The sequence below is a fragment of the Solirubrobacter pauli genome (assembly GCF_003633755.1).
Taxonomy (GTDB): Bacteria; Actinomycetota; Thermoleophilia; order Solirubrobacterales; family Solirubrobacteraceae; genus Solirubrobacter; species Solirubrobacter pauli.
Genome location: NZ_RBIL01000002.1, coordinates 137,159 through 153,962, shown reverse-complemented (window position 1 = coordinate 153,962; position 16,804 = coordinate 137,159). Strand labels below are relative to the sequence as shown.

The following is a 16,804-nucleotide window of genomic DNA, read 5'->3' as shown; positions in this document are numbered from 1 at the left end:
CCGGCCGCGCCGCGCGAGCGCTGTCGTGCTCTCTCGACCCGTCGTGGCGAGAAACCGCCAGCGGCTACAGCGCCGCGCGCTCGACCGGGAAGTCGAAGAAGGTCTCCGGGAACGGCTCGTCGCGCAGCGTGAAGTGCCACCACTCCTCTTTGAGGCCCTTGAAGCCGGCCGCGATCATCGGGGCGCGGAGCCGCAGGCGGTTCGCCCGCTGCTTGCCCTTCACGCGCCCGTTGAACGTGTGCGAGAGCGGGTCGAAGCAGTCGTAGCCGGTGCCCATGTCGAGCGAGTTGTCGCGGAAGCGCGCCTTCGCCGTGCAGTCGCGCAGGCGGTCGCCGCGCGTGTACGTCTCCTGCCGCCGCGGCGGTGTGCGCACGAGCGTCAGGTCGACGGTGCTGCCGCGGCTATGCCCCGACTGCTCCGCGATGTAGCCGTCCTTGAACAGCCGGCTCTTGCGCACGCGCGGGTAGAACTCGGCCCGCATGCGCGTGTCGTCGAGGTCCTTCGCCCAGGCGACGAACGCGTCCACCGACCGCTGCGGCCGGTAGCAGTCGTAGACCTTGAGCGTGTACCCGTCCGCGGCCACCTGCGCCTGCACGCGTGCGAGCGCCTCGGCCGCCTGCCGGGTGAGGATGCACGTGCTCTCGCGGTAGCCGGGCACCCGCCGGCCCAGGAAGTTGTGCGTGGTCCGGTACCGCATCTCGATCACGATCGTCGGCGCCGCGTCGTGCAGGTCGACGTAGGCGCCGGGCGGCGCGGTCGGCGTCTGGCCCACGGCCGGGCCTGCGGGCACGGCCACGGCGAGCAGCGCGGTGGCGAGCAGAAGACGAAGGCGCATGCCGGCGTCGTACCCACCCGCGCGCGCTGCGCAGTCCTCGCGCGTCAGCGGAGGATCAGCCGCCGCACGTCGGCGATGACGTCGTTCCCGTGGTCGCCGTTGGTGAGCACGACGAGCGCCCAGCCGTCGTCCGGGAAGACCTCGATGCGCGAGCGCCAGCCGCGATTGGAGCCGTCGTGCCACAGCCGGCGCCCGCCGTCGCGCGTGCGCTCGGTGTGCAGGCCCAGGCCGTAGCTCCCGTCCGTCGCGGCGGCGGGCACGCCCATGGCGTGCGCGACCGGTCCGCCGCGCATCAGCAGCGCCGAGAAGCGCGCGAGGTCGGGGGCCGTGGAGCACAGGCCGCCGGCCGCCTGCTCGGCGAACCGGTAGCGCGGCACGGGCGCACCCGTGCCGTCGTGGCCGCGAGCGACGCCGTCGCAGGTGAAGCCGGTGCGCGTCATCTCCGCCGGGCGCAGCACCTCGCGCTCGACGATCTCCGCGAACGGCCGGCCGGTCGCCGTCTCGGCCGCGAGCTGCGCGACCGTGTAGCCGCCGCCCGAGTAGCGCCAGCCGCTTCCGGGCTCGTCGACGATGCGCACCTTCCCCACGCCCGACGCGCCGTCCAGCGACGCCCGGGTCGAGGGCACCGGAACGTCCGGCGCCAGCCCGGGATAGCCGTCCACGTTCAGGCCGGCCGTGTGGCTGAGCAGCCGCCGCAGCGTCACCGCACGCGCGTCGAACCGCGACGCCGGCAGGCGCCAGGTGCCGGTGAAGCGCTCGATCGGCGCGTCCAGCGGCAGCGTGCCGGCACCCGCGAGGCGCACGAGCGCGTACGCCGCCACGGTCTTCGACACCGACGCGACCTGCATTACGGTGTCCGGGCGCATCGGGGTGCGCTCGTCGGCCGCTCCGTAGGCGCCGGTCCAGACCACGCGGCCCCGGTGGACGACCGCGACGGACGCGCCGGGGACCCGGTGCGCACGCAGGGACGCGGGCACGGTGCGGTCGATCTCGCGGGCCAGCGCCGAGACGCTCGCCGGCGGCCGGAAGGCGGGCGGGCGCGAGCGCCACCAGACCGCGCCCACGGCCATGACGAGCAGCGTGGTCGCCGCCGCCACCGGGATGCGCCACCGCCGCCGCACGCGCTGCACCTTACGAGCCGAACTGCGCGTTCGCTCGAGCTCGGCTTGCGACACTGCTTCCGCAGTGCCCCGCATGCCCTCCAACCGCGCCGACGCGGAACGCACCCGCGTGCGGATCATCGAGGCGAGCCGTCGGCTGCTCGAGCAGTCGCCGACCGCGCCCGTCGCCGACGTGGCGGCCGCCGCCGGAGTCTCGCGCTCGACGCTGTACCGGCACTTCCCGGACCGCGAGAGCCTGCTGCGCGCCGCGCAGGCGCACCGTCCGCGCGAGGCGGACGAGCCGTCCGAGCATCCGCTGCCGCCCGGGCACCTGGGTCGCGAGCGCCCGGTGCCGCTGGAGGGCATCCACGTGTTCGACGTCGTCGCCCCGCCGGTGCTGCCCGAGCAGCTGGTGGCGGAGGCGCAGCGGATCGCCGACGTGCCGCTCGCGCTGTACGTGCTCGACATCGACGGCTCGCACCTGCTGCGGGTGGCCGGGCCGGAGCGGCTGCCCGAGCGGATCGAGGCGCCGCTCGCGGTCGGCCCGGAGCTCGACTCCGACGGACTGTCGCAGCTGCGCGCGGCGCTGGCGGATCGCCCGGGGATCGAGGTGGTACCGCTGTGGCTGCGCGGGCGGGCGACGGGTGTGATGCTCACGCTCGGCCGGCCGCGCCGGCCGCTCGCGGAGATCGCGCGCCAGGCGGCCGCCGCGATCACGCTCGCCGACCGCTACACGGACACGTTCGCGCGCGGGCAGCGGCGCAAGCAGCCGCGAGCCGCGGCGGAGATCCAGCAGAGCCTGCTGCCGCCGCGCATCTCGCGCATCTCCGGCGGCGAGGTGGCCGGGAACGTGCTGCCGAGCTACGAGGTGGCCGGCGACTGGTTCGACATCGTCGAGAACCTGGACGGCGTGTGGATCACGCTCGCCGACGGGCTCGGGCCGAGCACGCGCGCCGCGGCCAGCAGCGCGGTCGCGCTCGGGGCGCTGCGGGCGAGCCGCCGCAGCGGCGGGACGGCGCAGGACGCGCTGATGCTCATGCACCGCACGCTGCGCGAGATGCCCGGCCCCGCGGCGGAGATGACCGCGCTCGTCGCGCGCTGGGACCCCGCCACGTTCCTGCTGGAGGTCGTCAACTGCGGGCACCTCCCGCCGATGGTGATCCCGCCAGCCGCGAGGTCGAGACGCTCGACATCGCGGTCCGCCGCGGGCTCGGCGGCCGCGCGAGCCCGCGTCCTTCCGAGTTGACGACGACGCTCGCTCCCGGCGACCGGCTCGTGCTGTGCTCGGACGGGGTGTTCGACTCGGGCGAGGGCCAGGCGGGCCTCGGGCAAGCGGGCGTCGCGGCGGCGGCGCTGCGCTCCGAGCGCGGCTCCGCGGCCGACACGGTGCGCCAGGTGCACCGTGCCGTGCTCGCCGCCACGGGCGACGGGCTGCGCGACGACGCGACCGTCGTCTGCCTCGCCGTGGAGTGACGTTGTCCCACGTCCGGGACAGCTCGTCCCGATAACTGTCCCATGTCGTTTGCCGATGTTCCACGACCGGGGTAAGCAGGGCGGGAGTCGTCCCCCGCCGTTGTGAGCCCCACTTGACGCACCCCACGCATCCCCGCAGCCGACGTGCCGAGGAGCACGCGCTGTTCGCGCGGCTCGCACGTGAGCGCACACCCGCCGCACGCGACGCGATCGTCGAGCGCTTCATGCCGCTCGCCCGCCAGATCGCGCGTCGCTACCTCCCGGCCGCCGAGCTCGACGACCTCGAGCAGGTGGCGGCGATGGGCCTTGTGAAAGCCGTCGACCGCTTCGACCCCGGTCGCGGGCTGGCCTTCTCGTCGCTCGCCGTCCCGACGATCGCCGGCGAGGTCAAGCGCTATCTGCGCGACCACGCCTGGTCGGTCCGCGTCCCGCGCGACCTGCAGGAGACCTACCTCCACCTCGACCGCGCGACGGCCGACCTGACGGCCGAGCTCGGCCGCGCACCGACGGCGAGCGAGCTGGCCGACCGCACGAACCACACGGTGGAGGCCGTCCTCGAGGCCCGTCAGGCCGTCACCGCCCGGCGCGCCGTCTCGCTCGACCAGCCGACGACCGGAGACGACGGCTCCGAGTCGATCGGCGCGCTGTTCGCCGTCGACGAACCCGCCTACGAGACCGCCGAGCAGGCCGCGCTGCTGGACGGCCTCCTCCGCTCCCTGTGCGAGCGCGACGAGCTCATCCTCCGCCTGCGCTTCCACGAGGACCTCACGCAGACCGAGATCGGCGAGCGCGTCGGCCTCTCGCAGATGCACGTCTCACGCGTGATCCGGGCCGCGATCACGCAGCTGCAGGCCGCGGCGCGGGGCTGAGTCAGGGGCGGCGCTTGCCGTCGGCGCCGATGACCCACCACAGGCCGCCGTGGAGGTTCACGTCGTGGCAGCGCACCTCGCCCGCCTGCTCGTGCGCGTAGTAGTACAGCGGCCGGCCGCGATAGGTCACCTGCCGCCGGTTGCCGCGGCGGATCGTGCCGAGCAGCGAGGAGCGTGCGCCCTTGCCCGCGACGGGCTTGCCGGTGGTGTAGACCGGTGGCCAGGCCTCGGCGCACGCGCCAGTGCAGCGCGACTCCTTGAACCGGTCGCGCTGGAAGACGTAGATCGCCTGCCGCTTCGGACCCCAGAGCATCGGGCCGAACTCCGAGCTCGCGACGGTGATGCGCGTGCCCGCGGCCGACGCCGGCGCCGCCCCGAGGAGCAGCGCGATGACCGGCACCAGCAGGAGGAGCGAGCGTCTCATAGGTTCTCCGCGGCTTCGAGGGCGAGGGTGGGGTCGAACGCGCCGAGCCAGCGGCCGCGTTCACGGCCGTCGCGGTCGAGCAGGATCGCGCCCGGCTGGCCGGGGATGCGGTAGTGCTCCCACGTCTGCATCGACTCGTCGAACAGCAACGTCGGTCCGGTCAGGCCGTGGCGCTCGACGAACGCCGGCGCGTTGGCCAGCTCGTCCCGGCCGCCGATGGCGACGACCTGGAGCCGGTCCCCGGCCTGCTCGGTGAGCTGCTGGATCTTCGGCGCCTCGCCGTTGCAGACGGTGCACCAGGGCGCCCAGAACCACAGCAGCGTCGGCGTCTGCGCCGAGGCGAGCTGCGTCAGCTCGTAGTCGCCCGCGCCGTCCATGCGGGTCACGGTCAGCGCGGGCACGGCCGCCGCGCGGCGCTCATCCTCGCCTCCGGTGGTGAGCACGAGCGCGAGCGCGATCAGCGCGACGAACAGCAGGGCGGCGACGAGGCGCTTCACAGCCGTGAACCTAGCGGCGTTCGCGCGCGCCGCCATTACGGTTCTCTGAACGCGCCTCTAGGATCGCCCGGTGGGCTTGCGCTTCGAGACCCGTACGTCGGACTCGCCCTGGATCGCCTCCGTGTGGACGTGCCGGAGCGAGCGGGTGGCGGAGATGACGTCGGTGGCCACCGAGACCTGGGGCCTCGTGTTCTGGGAGCAGGACGATGCGGCGTTCGCCGCGGTGACCGGGCCGGAGTGCGCCACGGGCACCGCTCCGGTGCCGCAGGACGCGCGCTTCGTCGGCGTGCAGTTCGCGGTCGGCACGGCGCTGCGGACGGTCGTCGCTCCCACCCTGGTGGACAGCGGGATCGTCCTCCCGGACGTGACGCGGCGGTCGTTCCGGCTCGACGGTCGCCGGTGGGAGACGCCGGCCGCCGACGACGCCGAGCTGCTCGTCGACCGCCTGGTCCGGCACGGAGCGGTGGTCCGCGACCGCGTCGTCACCGACGTCATGCGCGGCGAGCGCCCGGGGGTGTCCGAGCGCACGCTCCAGCGCCGCTTCCGCGCGGCCACGGGCCTCAGCCGCGGCGCCGTGCGGCAGATCGAGCGAGCGCGCGCCGCCGCGCTGCACCTGATGGCCGGTGACGACGTCGGCGACGTCGTGGAGCGGCTCGGCTACTACGACGAGCCGCACCTCGCGCGTGCCCTGCGACGGTACGTCGGCCGCACCGCGGTCCAGCTGCGCGAGGGCGTCGGCGGTGCGCTCGCGCTCGACCCCGAGTTCGTCTCCGCCCTCAGCGCTTGACGTCGTAGACGAGCTTCGCCACGCCGTTGCCGTAGGTCGCGGACTCCCGGAGGTGCAGCCGCAGCCGGTCGCGGTCGGCGCGGCTGAAGAGGCTCTTGCCGGCGCCCAGCAGCACCGGGAACACGAGCAGGTTGTAGCGGTCGATGAGGTCGGCGTCCGCCAGGTTGCGCGCCAGCTCGGCGCTGCCGTGGATGAAGATCGCGCCGCCGTCCTCCGCTTTGAGCGCGGCGACGTCGGCGCTGGACCGCAGGATGGTCGTCGGCCCCCATCCGTCGACGAGGGCGTCCTCGCCGAGGGTGCTCGACGCGACGTACTTCGGCAGCTCCTTGTACGCGCTGTGGTCCTCGGAGTCCGGCCAGACCGCGGCGAACGCCTCGTAGCTGCGACGGCCGAACAGCAGCGCGGTCGTCTCCGCCAGCTCCTCGCCCTTGAGCGAGAACGCCTCCGGCACGAACTCGGTGTCCATCACCCAGCCGCCGCCCCGGTGCCCCTCGCTCGTCGCGCCGGGCGAGTCGACCACGCCGTCGAGCGACATGAAGCCGGTGTACACGAGCTCACGCATCAAGCATTCCTCCAAGTCGGGTTTCCCGGGGACCGTACGCGCTCGGTCGAACCCTCGTCTTGGACGATTGCGACACCGGGCGCACGCGGCTGGCAGGCTTGACGTGTGTCGACGATCGTCATCACCGGCGCCAGCGACGGGATCGGTGCCGCGGGCGCGCGGCGGTTGCGCGCCGACGGCCACGAGGTGGTGCTCGTCGGCCGCTCGCGCAGCAAGACGGAGGCGGTCGGGGCGGAGCTCGGCGCGCCGTTCCACCTCGCCGACTTCGCGCGGCTCGAGGACGTCCGGCGGCTGGCGGGCGAGCTCGAGGCCTACGAGCGCATCGACGTGCTCGTCAACAACGCGGGCGGCGTCATGGGCCGGCGCGCGGTCACCGAGGACGGGTTCGAGCAGACGTTCCAGGTGAACCACCTCGCGCCGTTCCTGCTGACGACCCTGCTCTTGCCGCGGTTGATCGCGGCACGGGCCAAGGTCATCCAGACCGCCAGCGCCGCCGCCAACCACTTCGGCGGGAGCTTCGACATCGACGACCTCAACCACGAGCGCGGCTACGCGCCGATGCGGGCCTACGGCGACGGGAAGCTGGCGAACGTGCTGTTCACGCGTGAGCTGGACCGCCGTCACCGCGCGGACGGCATCGCCGCCGTCGCGTTCCACCCGGGCGTGGTGCGGTCGAACTTCGCGAAGGAGACCGGGCTCGGGCTGCGGCTGCTGTACCACTCGCCGCTGAAGTACCTGTTCACGATCAGTGCCACGACGAGCGCGGAGCGGCTCGGGTGGCTCGTCGACGGCACGCCGGGCGAGGACTGGGAGCCGGGCGGGTTCTACGGCAACCGGACGCCGCTCGCGCTCAAGCTCCAGGACGACGGCACGCTCGCGCGGAAGCTGTGGGAGCGCAGCGAGCGGATGCTCGCCGCGCCCTGAGCTACTCGAGGAGCTGCGCGCGGATGTCGGCCTTGAGCACCTTGCCGACCTTCGAGCGCGGCAGCTCCGGCCACAGCTCGATCTGCTTCGGCGCCTTCACGGACCCGATCCGCGCCTTCACGAACGTGACCAGCTCGTCCGGCGAGACGTCCGCGCCCGGCTCGATCACGGCCGTCACGCGCTCGCCCCACTTGTCGTCGGGCAGCCCGACCACGGCGCAGTCGCGCACGGCGGGATGCGCCATCAGCGCCTGCTCGACCTCCGCCGAGTAGACGTTGAAGCCACCCGTGATGATCATGTCCTTCAGGCGGTCGACGATGAACAGGTAGCCGTCCTCGTCCAGGTAGCCGATGTCACCGGTGTGGTGCCAGCCGTGCTGGGAGGCGGCCGCGGTCGCCTCGGGGTTCTTGTAGTAGCCGGCCATCACCAGCGAGCTGCGCACGACGATCTCGCCGCGCTCTCCGGCCGCCAGCACCGCGCCCGACTCGGGGTCCATGATCGCCACCGTCACGAGCGGCGCCGGCCGCCCCGCGGAGGCGAGCCGCCCGACCGCCACGCTCCCGTCGGCCTCGAAGTGCTCGGCGGGCGGCAGCATCGAGACCATCATCGGCGCCTCGGTCTGCCCGAACAGCTGCGCCATCACCGGCCCGATCCGCGTCAGCGCCTCCTCCAGCCGGCTGGTCGACATCGGGGCCGCGCCGTACCAGAAGCACTGCAGCGAGCTGAGGTCGGTGGCGTCGAGCGCCTCGTGGCCGAGCAGCATGTAGATCAGCGTCGGCGGGAGGAACGTGTGCGTGATCCGCTCGCGCTCGATCAGCGCGATGAACGCGCCGACGTCGGGCTTGGGCATCACGACGATCCGCCCGCCCCGCGTCATCACCGGGAAGCAGAGGACGCCTGCGGCGTGCGTGAGCGGCGCCAGCGCCAGGTACGACGGGCGCCCTTCGAACGGGTACCCCATCAGCGTCAGCGCGGTCATCGTCTCGAGGTTGCGGCTGGTGAGCATCACACCCTTCGGCAGCCCCGTGGTGCCGCCCGTGCCGACGAGCATCGCCAGGTCGTCCACGAGCCCCGCCGCGCCGCCCGGGTCGCCGAGCCACCCGTCGAGCTCGTCCAGGCGCACCTTCACGCGCACGTCGAACGCCTCGACCATCTCGGCGTAGGCGGGGTGGAACAGCAGCGCCTCGCAGTCGAAGAGCTCGAGCAGCGCCTGGTTCTCGGCCGCCTCGTTGCGCGGGTTGATCGGGCACCAGACGGCACCGCGCCGGGCGATCCCGAACACGCACGCGAACGCGACCGCGCTGTTCGCGCTGAGCACCCCGACCTTCGCGCCCGGCGCCACCCCGTCCCGCGCGAGCCCGCCCGCGACCCGGTGGCTGAGGTCGACGACGTCGCCGTAGGTCAGCGTCCGCCCGCCCTCCACCAGGCAGGGCGCGTCCCGGCCGAGCGACGCGCCCTTGTCGAGGTAGTCGCAGAGCGAGCCCATCACATGCCCATCCCTCCATCGACGGGCAGGCCGATGCCGGTGATGAACCGCGCCTGGTCGGACGCGAGGAACACGACCGCGTCGGCCATGTCCGCCACCTCGCCGAGCCGCCCGGCGGGTGTCTGCTCGACCACCGCGCCGACTGCGGCCTCCGGGCTCTCGAACAGGCCGAGCTCCGCCATGTCGACCGCGAGCTTCTGCCCCATCTCGGTCGGCACGAGCCCCGGATAGACGCAGTTCACGCGCACGCCGAACCCGAGCTTGCCCGCCTCGAACGCGGCGACGCGCGTGAGCCGGTCGACCGCCGACTTGGTCGCCGAGTAGCCGCCGATGCCGGGGAACGCGATCGTCGCGGCGACCGACGCGATGTTGACGATCGCGCCGCCCGCTCCGGCGCTGCCGCCGGGGCGCATCGCGCGCAGCCCGTGCTTGATCCCGAGCGCCGTGCCAAGCACGTTGACCTCGAGCATCCGGCGGACGTCCTCGGCCTCGATGTCGACCATCAGCCCCGAGAGCTCGATGCCGGCGTTGTTGACGAGGATGTCGAGGCCGCCGAGGCGGTCGACGGTCGCGGTGATCGCGGCCTCCCACGAGCCCTCGTCGGTCACGTCCAGACGCAGCGCCTCGGCGCCGATCTGCTCGGCCACGTCGCCCGCGTCGAGCAGGTCGCCGATCATCACCTGCGCACCGGCCGCGGCCAGCGCCTGGGCCATCCCGGCACCCAGGCCCTGGGCACCGCCGGTGACGAGCGCGTGGCGCCCCGCAAGCACGTCTGAAGCCATCCGTCTCTCCTCTTTCGGCTGGACGCTGAGGACCCTATACGCTGGCGCGATGAACCCCGCGGTCTGGGTGCAGCGCCACGGCGCCGTCCGGCCCGAAGCCCCCGCGCTGGCCGACGGCGAGCGCGTCCACGCGGACTGGGCCACGTTCGCCGCGCGCACCGCCGCCGCGGCCGCGGGGCTGCGCGCCGGCTTCGGCCTCTCCCCCGGCGACCGCGTGGCGATCGTCATGCGCAACCGCCCGGAGTACCTGGAGGCGATGTTCGCCGTCTGGCACGCCGGGCTGGTGGCGGTGCCCGTCAACGCGCGGCTGCACCGCGACGAGATCGCCTACATCCTCGAGCACAGCGCCGCGACCGTGGTCGTGACCGATCCCGAGCACGCCGACGACGTCGACGCGACCACCGTGTCGGCGCCCGGTCCGCAGTGGGAGCGCGTGTGCGCGGCGGCGCCGATGCCGCTCGTCGACCGCGCTCCCGACGACCCCGCGTGGCTCTTCTACACCAGCGGCACGACCGGCCGGCCGAAGGGCGCGACGCTCACGAACCGCAACCTGCTGCTGATGACGCTCAGCTACTACGCGGACATCGACGCGGTCTCGGCGCGGGACAGCATCCTGCACCTCGCGCCGCTCTCGCACGGCTCGGGGCTCTACGGCCTGCCGCACGTGGCCCGCGGGGCGGTGAGCGTGATCGGCGACGACGTGCCCGCGCTCGCGGCCCGCTGGCCCGGCCTGTCGCTGTTCGCCGCGCCGACGATGGTCAAGCGGCTCGCCGACGACCCCGCGATGGTGGACGCCGGCTTCAAGACGATCATCTACGGCGGCGCGCCGATGTACCTGGCCGACCTGCAGGTCGCGCTGGACCGCCTCGGTCCCCGGCTGGCCCAGATCTACGGGCAGGGCGAGTCGCCGATGACGATCACCGCGCTCTCGAAGGCCGACCACGCCGAGGGCGACCCACGGCGGCTGCAGAGCGTCGGCGTCCCGCGCACCGACGTCGAGGTCCGGCTCGGCGACGACGGCGAGATCCTCGTCCGCGGTGACGTCGTGATGGCCGGCTACTGGAACGACCCGGACGCCACGGCGGAGACGCTGCGCGACGGCTGGCTGCACACCGGTGACGTCGGCCGCTTCGACGAGCACGGCTACCTCAGCCTGCACGACCGCTCCAAGGACCTGATCATCAGCGGCGGCATGAACATCTACCCGCGCGAGGTCGAGGAGGCGCTGCTGCACCACGCCGGCGTGCAGGCCGTCGCGGTGGTCGGCAAGCCCGATGCCGAGTGGGGCGAGACCGTGGTCGCGTTCGTCGTGCCCGCGGGCGCGCCACCCCCGGCGGAGGAGCTCGACCGCACCTGCCTGGACCGGATCGCGCGCTACAAGCGCCCGAAGGACTACCGCTTCGTCGACAGCCTCCCGACGAACCACTACGGCAAGGTGGTCAAGCGCGAGTTGCGCGAGCGGTTGTGACTCCTGTTACGTTCTCGACGCCACTCGAGGAGGAGACCGACATGAAGCTGGCGCTGTACCTGCCGAACTTCCGTGACAAGGTCACGGTGCAGGAGCTCGAGGACCTCACGCAGCTCGCCGAAGACCTCGACTTCGACTCCGTCTGGACGCTCGACCGGATCGTGGTCCCGGAGGCCTCCGACCGTGGCGAGCTCCAGTACTCGTTCGGGATGATGGAGGAGTTCCCGAAGCAGCTGCCGGTGTCCTCGCGCGGCGAGTGGTACCAGGGCTGGCCGCTGATCCCGTGGCTCGCGGCCAAGACGGAGAAGGTGCGGATCGGGATGAGCATCACCGACACGCCCTACCGCGCGCCCGGTGTGCTGGCCGCGGAGCTCGCGACGGTCGACCACCTCTGCAACGGCCGGCTCAACGTCGGCATCGGGGCCGGCTGGATGCCCGAGGAGTTCGCGGCGTCGAGCGCCACGCACATCTTCCCCAAGCGCCACCAGCACGTGCGCGAGACGATCGAGATCATGCAGGGGATCTGGACGAACGACGTGTTCGAGTACCACGGCGAGTTCGCGGACTTCGACCGCTGCGGCTTCGGCGCCAAGCCGCTGCAGAAGCCGTACCCGCCGATCTGGTTCAGCGGCCTCAAGGACCCCAAGCGCTCCGCCCGCCGGGTCGCCAAGTACGGCCTGTCCGGCTGGATCGGCATCCAGGACACGCCGGACGCGCTCGGCCAGTGGCGCACCGCGATCGGGCGCGAGCTCGAGGAGCTCGGCAAGTCGATCGACGACATCGAGCTCTCGAGCATGATCTGGTTCGTCATCACCGACGCCGACATGGACCAGACGCCCGCGGGCAAGGGCACCAACATCCTCGTCGGCTCCGAGCGGCAGATCACCGACCAGCTCAAGCGCTACAAGGAGGCGGGGCTGACGATGCCGCTCTTGTGGCCGCCGTTCGCGGACGTGCCGGTGGCCAAGACGCTGGACGACCTCAAGCGGCTGAAGGAGGACATCATGCCGAGGGTCGACGAGGCGGCGGCCGCGCCGGCCTAGTCGCGGGGCGCGTGGGCCTCGAGCACGCGCTCGGCGCGCTCGAGCGTCGGCGGCGTCGCAGCGAGGTTGAGGTCGATGAAGACGTCCGTGACGCCCTGCGCGCCGAGCCGCGCGAGGGTGTCGCGCGACGGCTCCTCGATCAGCCGGACGACGATCTGCAGCGCGTCCGGGTCGCGTCCCGCCTCGCGCGCGCCCTCCCGCACGTGGGCGATCGACGGGGCGAGGTCGGTCGGATCGTGCCGGCTGCTCGCGATCCAGCCGTTCGCGAGCCGCCCGGCGCGGCGCAGCGCCGGTGGGGCCGTGGCCCCCAGCAGCAGCGGCGGGTGGGGACGCTGCACGGGCCGCGGCTGCTGGTGCGCGCGCGGCACGGTGTAGAAGGCGCCCGCGAACGCCGCCGGGTCCTGCGTCCAGAGCGTCGTCAGGCAGCGCAGGTACTCGCCCATGCGCGCGCCGCGGCGCTCGTACGGCACGCCGGCGGCGGCGTACTCCTCGGGCATCCAGCCGAGCCCGAGGCCGACCGTGAGGCGGCCGCCGGACAGCACGTCGAGCGAGGTGAGCGCCTTCGCGAGCAGCGCGGGCGCGGTGAACGGCGCGCACAGGGTCGCGGTGCCGAGGCGGATGCGGTCGGTGTGGCCCGCGACATGCGCGAGCGCGAGGACCGGGTCGAGCACCGGCGGGTGCGGCCCGCCGACCGGGTGCAGCACGCGCTGGAACGTCCACAGCGAGGCGTACCCGAGGGCTTCGGCGCGACGCGCGACGTGGCGCATCGCCTCCGGCGTCGCCCAGGGTCCGGCCACTGGTAGGCCGAACCCGAGGCGAGGAAGGTCACCGTGCATCACGCCACGGTGACAGGCGTCTCAGCTAGTGGCGGTCGTGCCCCTTGCCGCGGCCCTTGCCGGGCTTGTCGTGGCCGTGGCCGTGGCCGTGCGGCTTGTCGTGGCCCTTGGCCTTGCCCGAGAACTTGACCTTCTTGAGGTAGTCGAAGCCGACCTGCGCCGCCTCGAACGGGTTGAAGGTCGCGTCGCCGAAGCGCGGGTCGTGCTCGACGACGTAGTACCGGATCTGGCCCTTGGCGGCCGCGAAGATCTTCGGGAAGTCGATGCTGCCGCGGCCCACGATCTCGATCCGGCCGTCGCTCGGACGGCGGTCCTTGACGTGGAAGAGCTGGATCCGCTTGCCGTACTTCTTCAGCAGCGCGATCGGGTCCTGGCCGCCCTGGACGGCCCAGTAGAGGTCGAGCTGGAAGGCGACGTTCTTCTTCGACGTGTTCGCCATCAGCAGGTCGTAGGCCGTGCGGCCGTTGTAGACCTTCTCGAACTCCCAGTTGTGGTTGTGGATCATCAGCTGCTGGCCGGCCTGGCGCGCCTTGGCGCCGACCGCGTCCAGGTACTTGGCGTAGTTGACCCAGTCCGCCTCGGTGTTGAGCTTGTCGTTCGGCGTGGCGCCGGACGAGAAGAACTTGATCCCGAGGACCTTGTTGTCGGCGATGATCTGGTCGATGTTCGCCGGCGCCGTGGGATCACCCACGTCGACGTGGCGCGAAGGCGACTTGAGGCCGTACTTGCGCAGGAGATCGCGGTACTGCTCGGCGGTCAGGCCGCTGAGCGTGAACGGCTCGACGTTCTTGTAGCCGAACGAGCGCAGCTTGGAGAACACCTCTTCGGTGCGCGCGATGGTGGCGGCGTCGGTGCCGAAGCCGATGTACTCGGCGAAGGTCCAGAGCTGGACGGACACCTGCTGCGTGGGGACGCCGCGGCCGCCATGGCCCTTCTTGCCTCCCGCCATGGCGGTGTCGGCGACGCCGGCGCTCATCCCGAGGGCGAGCGTGGCGGCGACGAGACCGCGGATGAATGACTGCTTCATGGAGTAACCGGTGCCCGGTCCCTCTCATGAGAAAACGTTCCGGTCTCGCGCTATTGACGGTCCGTCGAGGGGTAGCGTGCGCGCATGGGTCGCTGGTGGACGTTGGTTGCGGTGTGCCTCGGCACGTTCATGTTGCTGGTCGACGTCACGATCGTGAACGTCGCGCTGCCCGCCATCGAGGCGGATCTGCACTCGGCGTTCGACGACCTGCAGTGGGTGATCGACGCGTACGCGCTGACGCTCGCCGCGGCGCTCCTGGCCGGCGGATCGCTGGCCGACCGGCTCGGCAGGCGGCGCATCTACGTCATCGGCGTCGGCATCTTCACGGGCGCCTCGCTGCTGTGCGGGCTGGCCGGCTCGCCGCTGATGCTCAACCTGGCGCGTGGCGTGCAGGGCGTCGGCGCGGGCCTCATGTTCGCGTGCTCGCTCGCGCTGCTGGCGAGCACCTACCGCGGGAAGGACCGGGGCACCGCGTTCGGCGTCTGGGGCGCGACCACCGGCGCCGCCGTCGCGGTCGGGCCGCTGGCCGGCGGCGTGCTGACCCAGCTGATCGGCTGGGAGGCGATCTTCTTCGTGAACCTGCCGATCGGCGCGCTCGTGATCTTCCTCACGCTGCGGTACGTCGGCGAGACGCGCAACGAGCACGCCGGGCCGATCGACTGGCTCGGGCTCGTGCTGTTCTCGGCGGCGCTCGCGGCGTTGGTGTTCGGGCTGATCCGCGGCAACGACGAGGGCTTCACCTCCCCGCTCATCCTCACGCTGCTGATCGGCGCGGGCGTGCTGCTGGTGGCCTTCGTGCTGGTGCAGCGGTCCGTCGCCTACCCGACGTTCGACCTGTCGCTGTTCCGCGTGCCGACGTTCGTCGGTGGGCTCGTGGCGGCGTTCGTGCTCAGCGCGGCGATGTTCGCCTCGTTCCTGTACCTGACGCTCTACATGCAGAACCAGCTCGGCTACTCGGCGCTCGAGGCCGGCCTGCGGTTCCTGCCGATCTCGCTGCTGTCGTTCCTCGTGGCGCCGATCTCGGGCAAGCTCGCGGAGCGCGTCGGCGTGCGCTGGTTCATCGGGGCCGGGCTCGCGTGCGTCGGCTTCGCGCTGATCCTGTTCGGCGGGCTGTCGGTGGATGATGACTGGACCGCGCTGCTGCCCGGGATGATCCTCGGCGGCATCGGGATCGGCATGGTCAACGCGCCGCTGGCGACGACCGCCGTGGGCGTGGTCGAGCCGCAGCGGTCCGGGATGGCGTCCGGCATCAACTCGACCGCCCGGCAGGTCGGCATCGCCACCGGGACCGCGCTGTACGGCGCGGTCGTCGCGGGCGTGATCGACGGTCGCGCGCAGGCGTTCGGGGAGGCCGTCGGCGGTCGTCCCCCGAGCGAGGCGCAGGGCTCCTTCTCGGACTTCATCGTCTTCGGCGCCTACAAGCAGCTCGGCGAGAAGGCGCTGGAGCCGGGCCGCGCCGCGTTCCTCGACGGCCTCAACGAGATCCTCCTGATCGGCGGGATCGTGGCGTTCGCCGGCGCCGCGCTGTGCTTCGTGCTGATCCGCCCGCGCGACTTCGTCGAGCACGCGCACGCCGCGCAGCCCGCGCGCGCCGAGGTGTAGCCCGGCCTCCACCTGTGGGGCTGTGCGGGCCCCGTCGCCCGAGCGACGCTGACGTCATGCTCGAGCTGGTCCTCTCGGCCCTGTTGAGCCTCGCACCGGGCTGGACCGTGCGCGAGGCGCCGGCGAGAGCCCCGCTGCCCTGCCCGGCCTCCAGCACCCGCGCCGGCTGGCCGAGCCGTGTCCTCGCCCTCGGCGACGGCACCTTCGTCAAGCTCTGGGCGAGCCGCCCGCACCGCGTGACCGTCGACGCGCGCGGGCACATCCTCCAGCGCGAGGACCTCGGTGCCGACGGCCCGGCGGACGAGCGCGCGCTGGCCTGTGGCCGCGACGGCAGGACCTTGGCCGTGTGGACCGAGGACCACGACGACGACTACCGCGTCCGCGTCGAGGGCCAGACGGTCGACACCGTCCGGCAGGCCTACGCCGGGCCGGGCCTCGCGGTCGCGTTCGCGCCCGATGGCTCGGCCCTCGTCGCCTACTCGGTGCCGAAGGCCGTGATGGCCGTGCGGGTGTCGCGTTCCGGCACGCTCGGCACGCCGTTCCGCCTCGGCCCCGCTTCCGAGGTCACCGAGCTCGCCGCCGACAGCTCCTCCGGCGGCCGCTTCGTCATCGCCTGGACGACGATCGACGCCGGCGAGGAGCGCAACGAGCGCCGCCGCATCTACGCCGTCAGCGGTCGCGGCGCGCGCTTCTCCAAAGCCCGCCTGGTCGACCGGGCCAAGCACCTGAACATCGCCGAGTCCACCCCGTCGGAGATCCGGCTGGCGGTGGCGCCCAACGGCCGCGCCGTCCTCATGTGGGCCACGACCGCGAGCGGCGACCTCGACGACCGCACCACCGTCCGCCTCGCCGAGGCCGGGCGCGACGGCCGGTTCGGCCGACCGCGCCAGCTCACCCGCGACGGCACACCGGGCGACGTCGCCATCCGCTCCGACGGGCGCACGCTGGCCGTCTGGACGCAGAGCGACGGCCTCTACGCCGCCCCGGGCGAGCGCATCACCGACCGCCCGACGGAGCCGCGCGCGTCGTTCCGCGACGGCAAGCCGCACGTCGAGTGGCGCGGCGAGTCCGCGACGCGCGGGTGAGCGC

18 protein-coding genes are annotated in these 16,804 nt (G+C 72.9%); 9 read left to right on the top strand and 9 right to left on the bottom strand.

The features are described 5' to 3' along the window. Positions 1-64: 64 nt before the first annotated feature. The gene (locus C8N24_RS20495; RefSeq protein WP_121253615.1) at positions 65-835 is read right to left on the bottom strand and encodes a M15 family metallopeptidase; all 771 of its coding nucleotides are present in this window, start codon (positions 833-835) and stop codon (positions 65-67) included. A gap of 44 nt (positions 836-879) precedes the next feature. After that, complete coding sequence (locus C8N24_RS20490) at positions 880-1,956, bottom strand: serine hydrolase domain-containing protein (protein ID WP_170179269.1); 1,077 nt, start codon at positions 1,954-1,956, stop codon at positions 880-882. A 73-nt stretch (positions 1,957-2,029) separates the two neighbouring features. On the opposite strand from C8N24_RS20490, the gene C8N24_RS20485 reads away from it, so the two are divergent. The 3 genes from C8N24_RS20485 (at position 2,030) to C8N24_RS20475 (ending at position 4,277) form a co-directional block, all read left to right on the top strand. Beyond that, entirely contained in the window at positions 2,030-3,181 is a 1,152-nt protein-coding gene (locus tag C8N24_RS20485) for a PP2C family protein-serine/threonine phosphatase (RefSeq protein WP_121253611.1), read from the top strand. After that, the gene (locus tag C8N24_RS35395; protein WP_170179267.1) at positions 3,178-3,408 is read left to right on the top strand and encodes a SpoIIE family protein phosphatase; all 231 of its coding nucleotides are present in this window, start codon (positions 3,178-3,180) and stop codon (positions 3,406-3,408) included. Before C8N24_RS20485 ends, C8N24_RS35395 begins: the two co-directional genes overlap by 4 nt. Positions 3,409-3,521: 113 nt before the next feature. Then, the gene (locus C8N24_RS20475) at positions 3,522-4,277 is read left to right on the top strand and encodes a sigma-70 family RNA polymerase sigma factor (RefSeq protein WP_121253609.1); all 756 of its coding nucleotides are present in this window, start codon (positions 3,522-3,524) and stop codon (positions 4,275-4,277) included. A gap of 1 nt (position 4,278) precedes the next feature. Here C8N24_RS20475 and C8N24_RS20470 read toward each other — a convergent pair whose 3' ends face one another. After that, complete coding sequence (locus C8N24_RS20470) at positions 4,279-4,701, bottom strand: COG4315 family predicted lipoprotein (protein WP_121253607.1); 423 nt, start codon at positions 4,699-4,701, stop codon at positions 4,279-4,281. Further along, positions 4,698-5,198, bottom strand: a complete 501-nt coding sequence (locus C8N24_RS20465; RefSeq protein ID WP_170179266.1) for a TlpA family protein disulfide reductase — start codon at positions 5,196-5,198, stop codon at positions 4,698-4,700. The genes C8N24_RS20470 and C8N24_RS20465 overlap by 4 nt, the downstream gene beginning before the upstream one ends. Before the next feature lie 70 nt (positions 5,199-5,268). Between C8N24_RS20465 and C8N24_RS20460 the strand changes: the two genes are divergently transcribed. Further along, positions 5,269-5,985, top strand: a complete 717-nt coding sequence (locus C8N24_RS20460; RefSeq protein ID WP_121253602.1) for a helix-turn-helix domain-containing protein — start codon at positions 5,269-5,271, stop codon at positions 5,983-5,985. Here the strand turns inward: C8N24_RS20460 and C8N24_RS20455 are convergent. Then, positions 5,975-6,547 (bottom strand): dihydrofolate reductase family protein, encoded by a 573-nt coding sequence (locus tag C8N24_RS20455; RefSeq protein ID WP_211340070.1) that lies wholly within the window; start codon positions 6,545-6,547, stop codon positions 5,975-5,977. The genes C8N24_RS20460 and C8N24_RS20455 overlap by 11 nt on opposite strands. Before the next feature lie 105 nt (positions 6,548-6,652). Here C8N24_RS20455 and C8N24_RS20450 point away from each other — a divergent pair, with 105 nt between their 5' ends. Next, positions 6,653-7,471 carry an SDR family NAD(P)-dependent oxidoreductase gene (locus C8N24_RS20450; protein WP_121253600.1) on the top strand — a complete coding sequence of 273 codons (819 nt, stop codon included), beginning with the start codon at positions 6,653-6,655 and terminating at the stop codon, positions 7,469-7,471. A gap of 1 nt (position 7,472) precedes the next feature. On the opposite strand, the gene C8N24_RS20445 is transcribed toward C8N24_RS20450, so the two are convergent. Together C8N24_RS20445 and C8N24_RS20440 are read right to left on the bottom strand one after the other, a co-directional pair. Next, positions 7,473-8,957 carry an acyl-CoA synthetase gene (locus tag C8N24_RS20445; protein ID WP_121253598.1) on the bottom strand — a complete coding sequence of 495 codons (1,485 nt, stop codon included), beginning with the start codon at positions 8,955-8,957 and terminating at the stop codon, positions 7,473-7,475. Further along, positions 8,957-9,739, bottom strand: coding sequence for an SDR family NAD(P)-dependent oxidoreductase (locus tag C8N24_RS20440; RefSeq protein ID WP_121253596.1), 783 nt, complete (start codon positions 9,737-9,739; stop codon positions 8,957-8,959). The genes C8N24_RS20445 and C8N24_RS20440 overlap by 1 nt, the downstream gene beginning before the upstream one ends. A gap of 49 nt (positions 9,740-9,788) precedes the next feature. Here C8N24_RS20440 and C8N24_RS20435 point away from each other — a divergent pair, with 49 nt between their 5' ends. Beyond that, positions 9,789-11,207: an AMP-binding protein gene (locus C8N24_RS20435; RefSeq protein ID WP_121253594.1), complete on the top strand. Its 1,419-nt coding sequence runs from the start codon at positions 9,789-9,791 to the stop codon at positions 11,205-11,207. Positions 11,208-11,248: 41 nt separating this feature from the next. Further along, the gene (locus C8N24_RS20430; protein ID WP_121253592.1) at positions 11,249-12,250 is read left to right on the top strand and encodes an LLM class flavin-dependent oxidoreductase; all 1,002 of its coding nucleotides are present in this window, start codon (positions 11,249-11,251) and stop codon (positions 12,248-12,250) included. On the opposite strand, the gene C8N24_RS20425 is transcribed toward C8N24_RS20430, so the two are convergent. Both C8N24_RS20425 and C8N24_RS20420 read right to left on the bottom strand, forming a co-directional pair. Further along, positions 12,247-13,047, bottom strand: coding sequence for a TIGR03619 family F420-dependent LLM class oxidoreductase (locus C8N24_RS20425; protein ID WP_211340069.1), 801 nt, complete (start codon positions 13,045-13,047; stop codon positions 12,247-12,249). The genes C8N24_RS20430 and C8N24_RS20425 overlap by 4 nt on opposite strands. 64 nt (positions 13,048-13,111) lie before the next feature. Further along, positions 13,112-14,113 (bottom strand): sugar phosphate isomerase/epimerase family protein, encoded by a 1,002-nt coding sequence (locus C8N24_RS20420; RefSeq protein WP_121253588.1) that lies wholly within the window; start codon positions 14,111-14,113, stop codon positions 13,112-13,114. An 84-nt stretch (positions 14,114-14,197) separates the two neighbouring features. On the opposite strand from C8N24_RS20420, the gene C8N24_RS20415 reads away from it, so the two are divergent. Both C8N24_RS20415 and C8N24_RS20410 read left to right on the top strand, forming a co-directional pair. Further along, positions 14,198-15,715 carry an MFS transporter gene (locus C8N24_RS20415; RefSeq protein ID WP_121253586.1) on the top strand — a complete coding sequence of 506 codons (1,518 nt, stop codon included), beginning with the start codon at positions 14,198-14,200 and terminating at the stop codon, positions 15,713-15,715. Between the two features lie 56 nt (positions 15,716-15,771). Beyond that, positions 15,772-16,800, top strand: coding sequence for a hypothetical protein (locus C8N24_RS20410; RefSeq protein WP_121253584.1), 1,029 nt, complete (start codon positions 15,772-15,774; stop codon positions 16,798-16,800). Positions 16,801-16,804: the final 4 nt, after the last annotated feature.

Excerpts from the sequence above, each read along its gene's own strand:
- C8N24_RS20495 (WP_121253615.1), bottom strand. The coding sequence starts at position 835 with ATGCGCCTTCGTCTTCTGCTCGCCACCGCGCTGCTCGCCGTGGCCGTG.
- C8N24_RS20485 (WP_121253611.1), top strand. The coding sequence starts at position 2,030 with ATGCCCTCCAACCGCGCCGACGCGGAACGCACCCGCGTGCGGATCATC.
- C8N24_RS20470 (WP_121253607.1), bottom strand. The coding sequence starts at position 4,701 with ATGAGACGCTCGCTCCTCCTGCTGGTGCCGGTCATCGCGCTGCTCCTC.
- C8N24_RS20455 (WP_211340070.1), bottom strand. The coding sequence starts at position 6,547 with ATGCGTGAGCTCGTGTACACCGGCTTCATGTCGCTCGACGGCGTGGTC.
- C8N24_RS20445 (WP_121253598.1), bottom strand. The coding sequence starts at position 8,957 with ATGGGCTCGCTCTGCGACTACCTCGACAAGGGCGCGTCGCTCGGCCGG.
- C8N24_RS20440 (WP_121253596.1), bottom strand. The coding sequence starts at position 9,739 with ATGGCTTCAGACGTGCTTGCGGGGCGCCACGCGCTCGTCACCGGCGGT.
- C8N24_RS20435 (WP_121253594.1), top strand. The coding sequence starts at position 9,789 with ATGAACCCCGCGGTCTGGGTGCAGCGCCACGGCGCCGTCCGGCCCGAA.
- C8N24_RS20430 (WP_121253592.1), top strand. The coding sequence starts at position 11,249 with ATGAAGCTGGCGCTGTACCTGCCGAACTTCCGTGACAAGGTCACGGTG.
- C8N24_RS20420 (WP_121253588.1), bottom strand. The coding sequence starts at position 14,113 with ATGAAGCAGTCATTCATCCGCGGTCTCGTCGCCGCCACGCTCGCCCTC.
- C8N24_RS20415 (WP_121253586.1), top strand. The coding sequence starts at position 14,198 with ATGGGTCGCTGGTGGACGTTGGTTGCGGTGTGCCTCGGCACGTTCATG.
- C8N24_RS20410 (WP_121253584.1), top strand. The coding sequence starts at position 15,772 with ATGCTCGAGCTGGTCCTCTCGGCCCTGTTGAGCCTCGCACCGGGCTGG.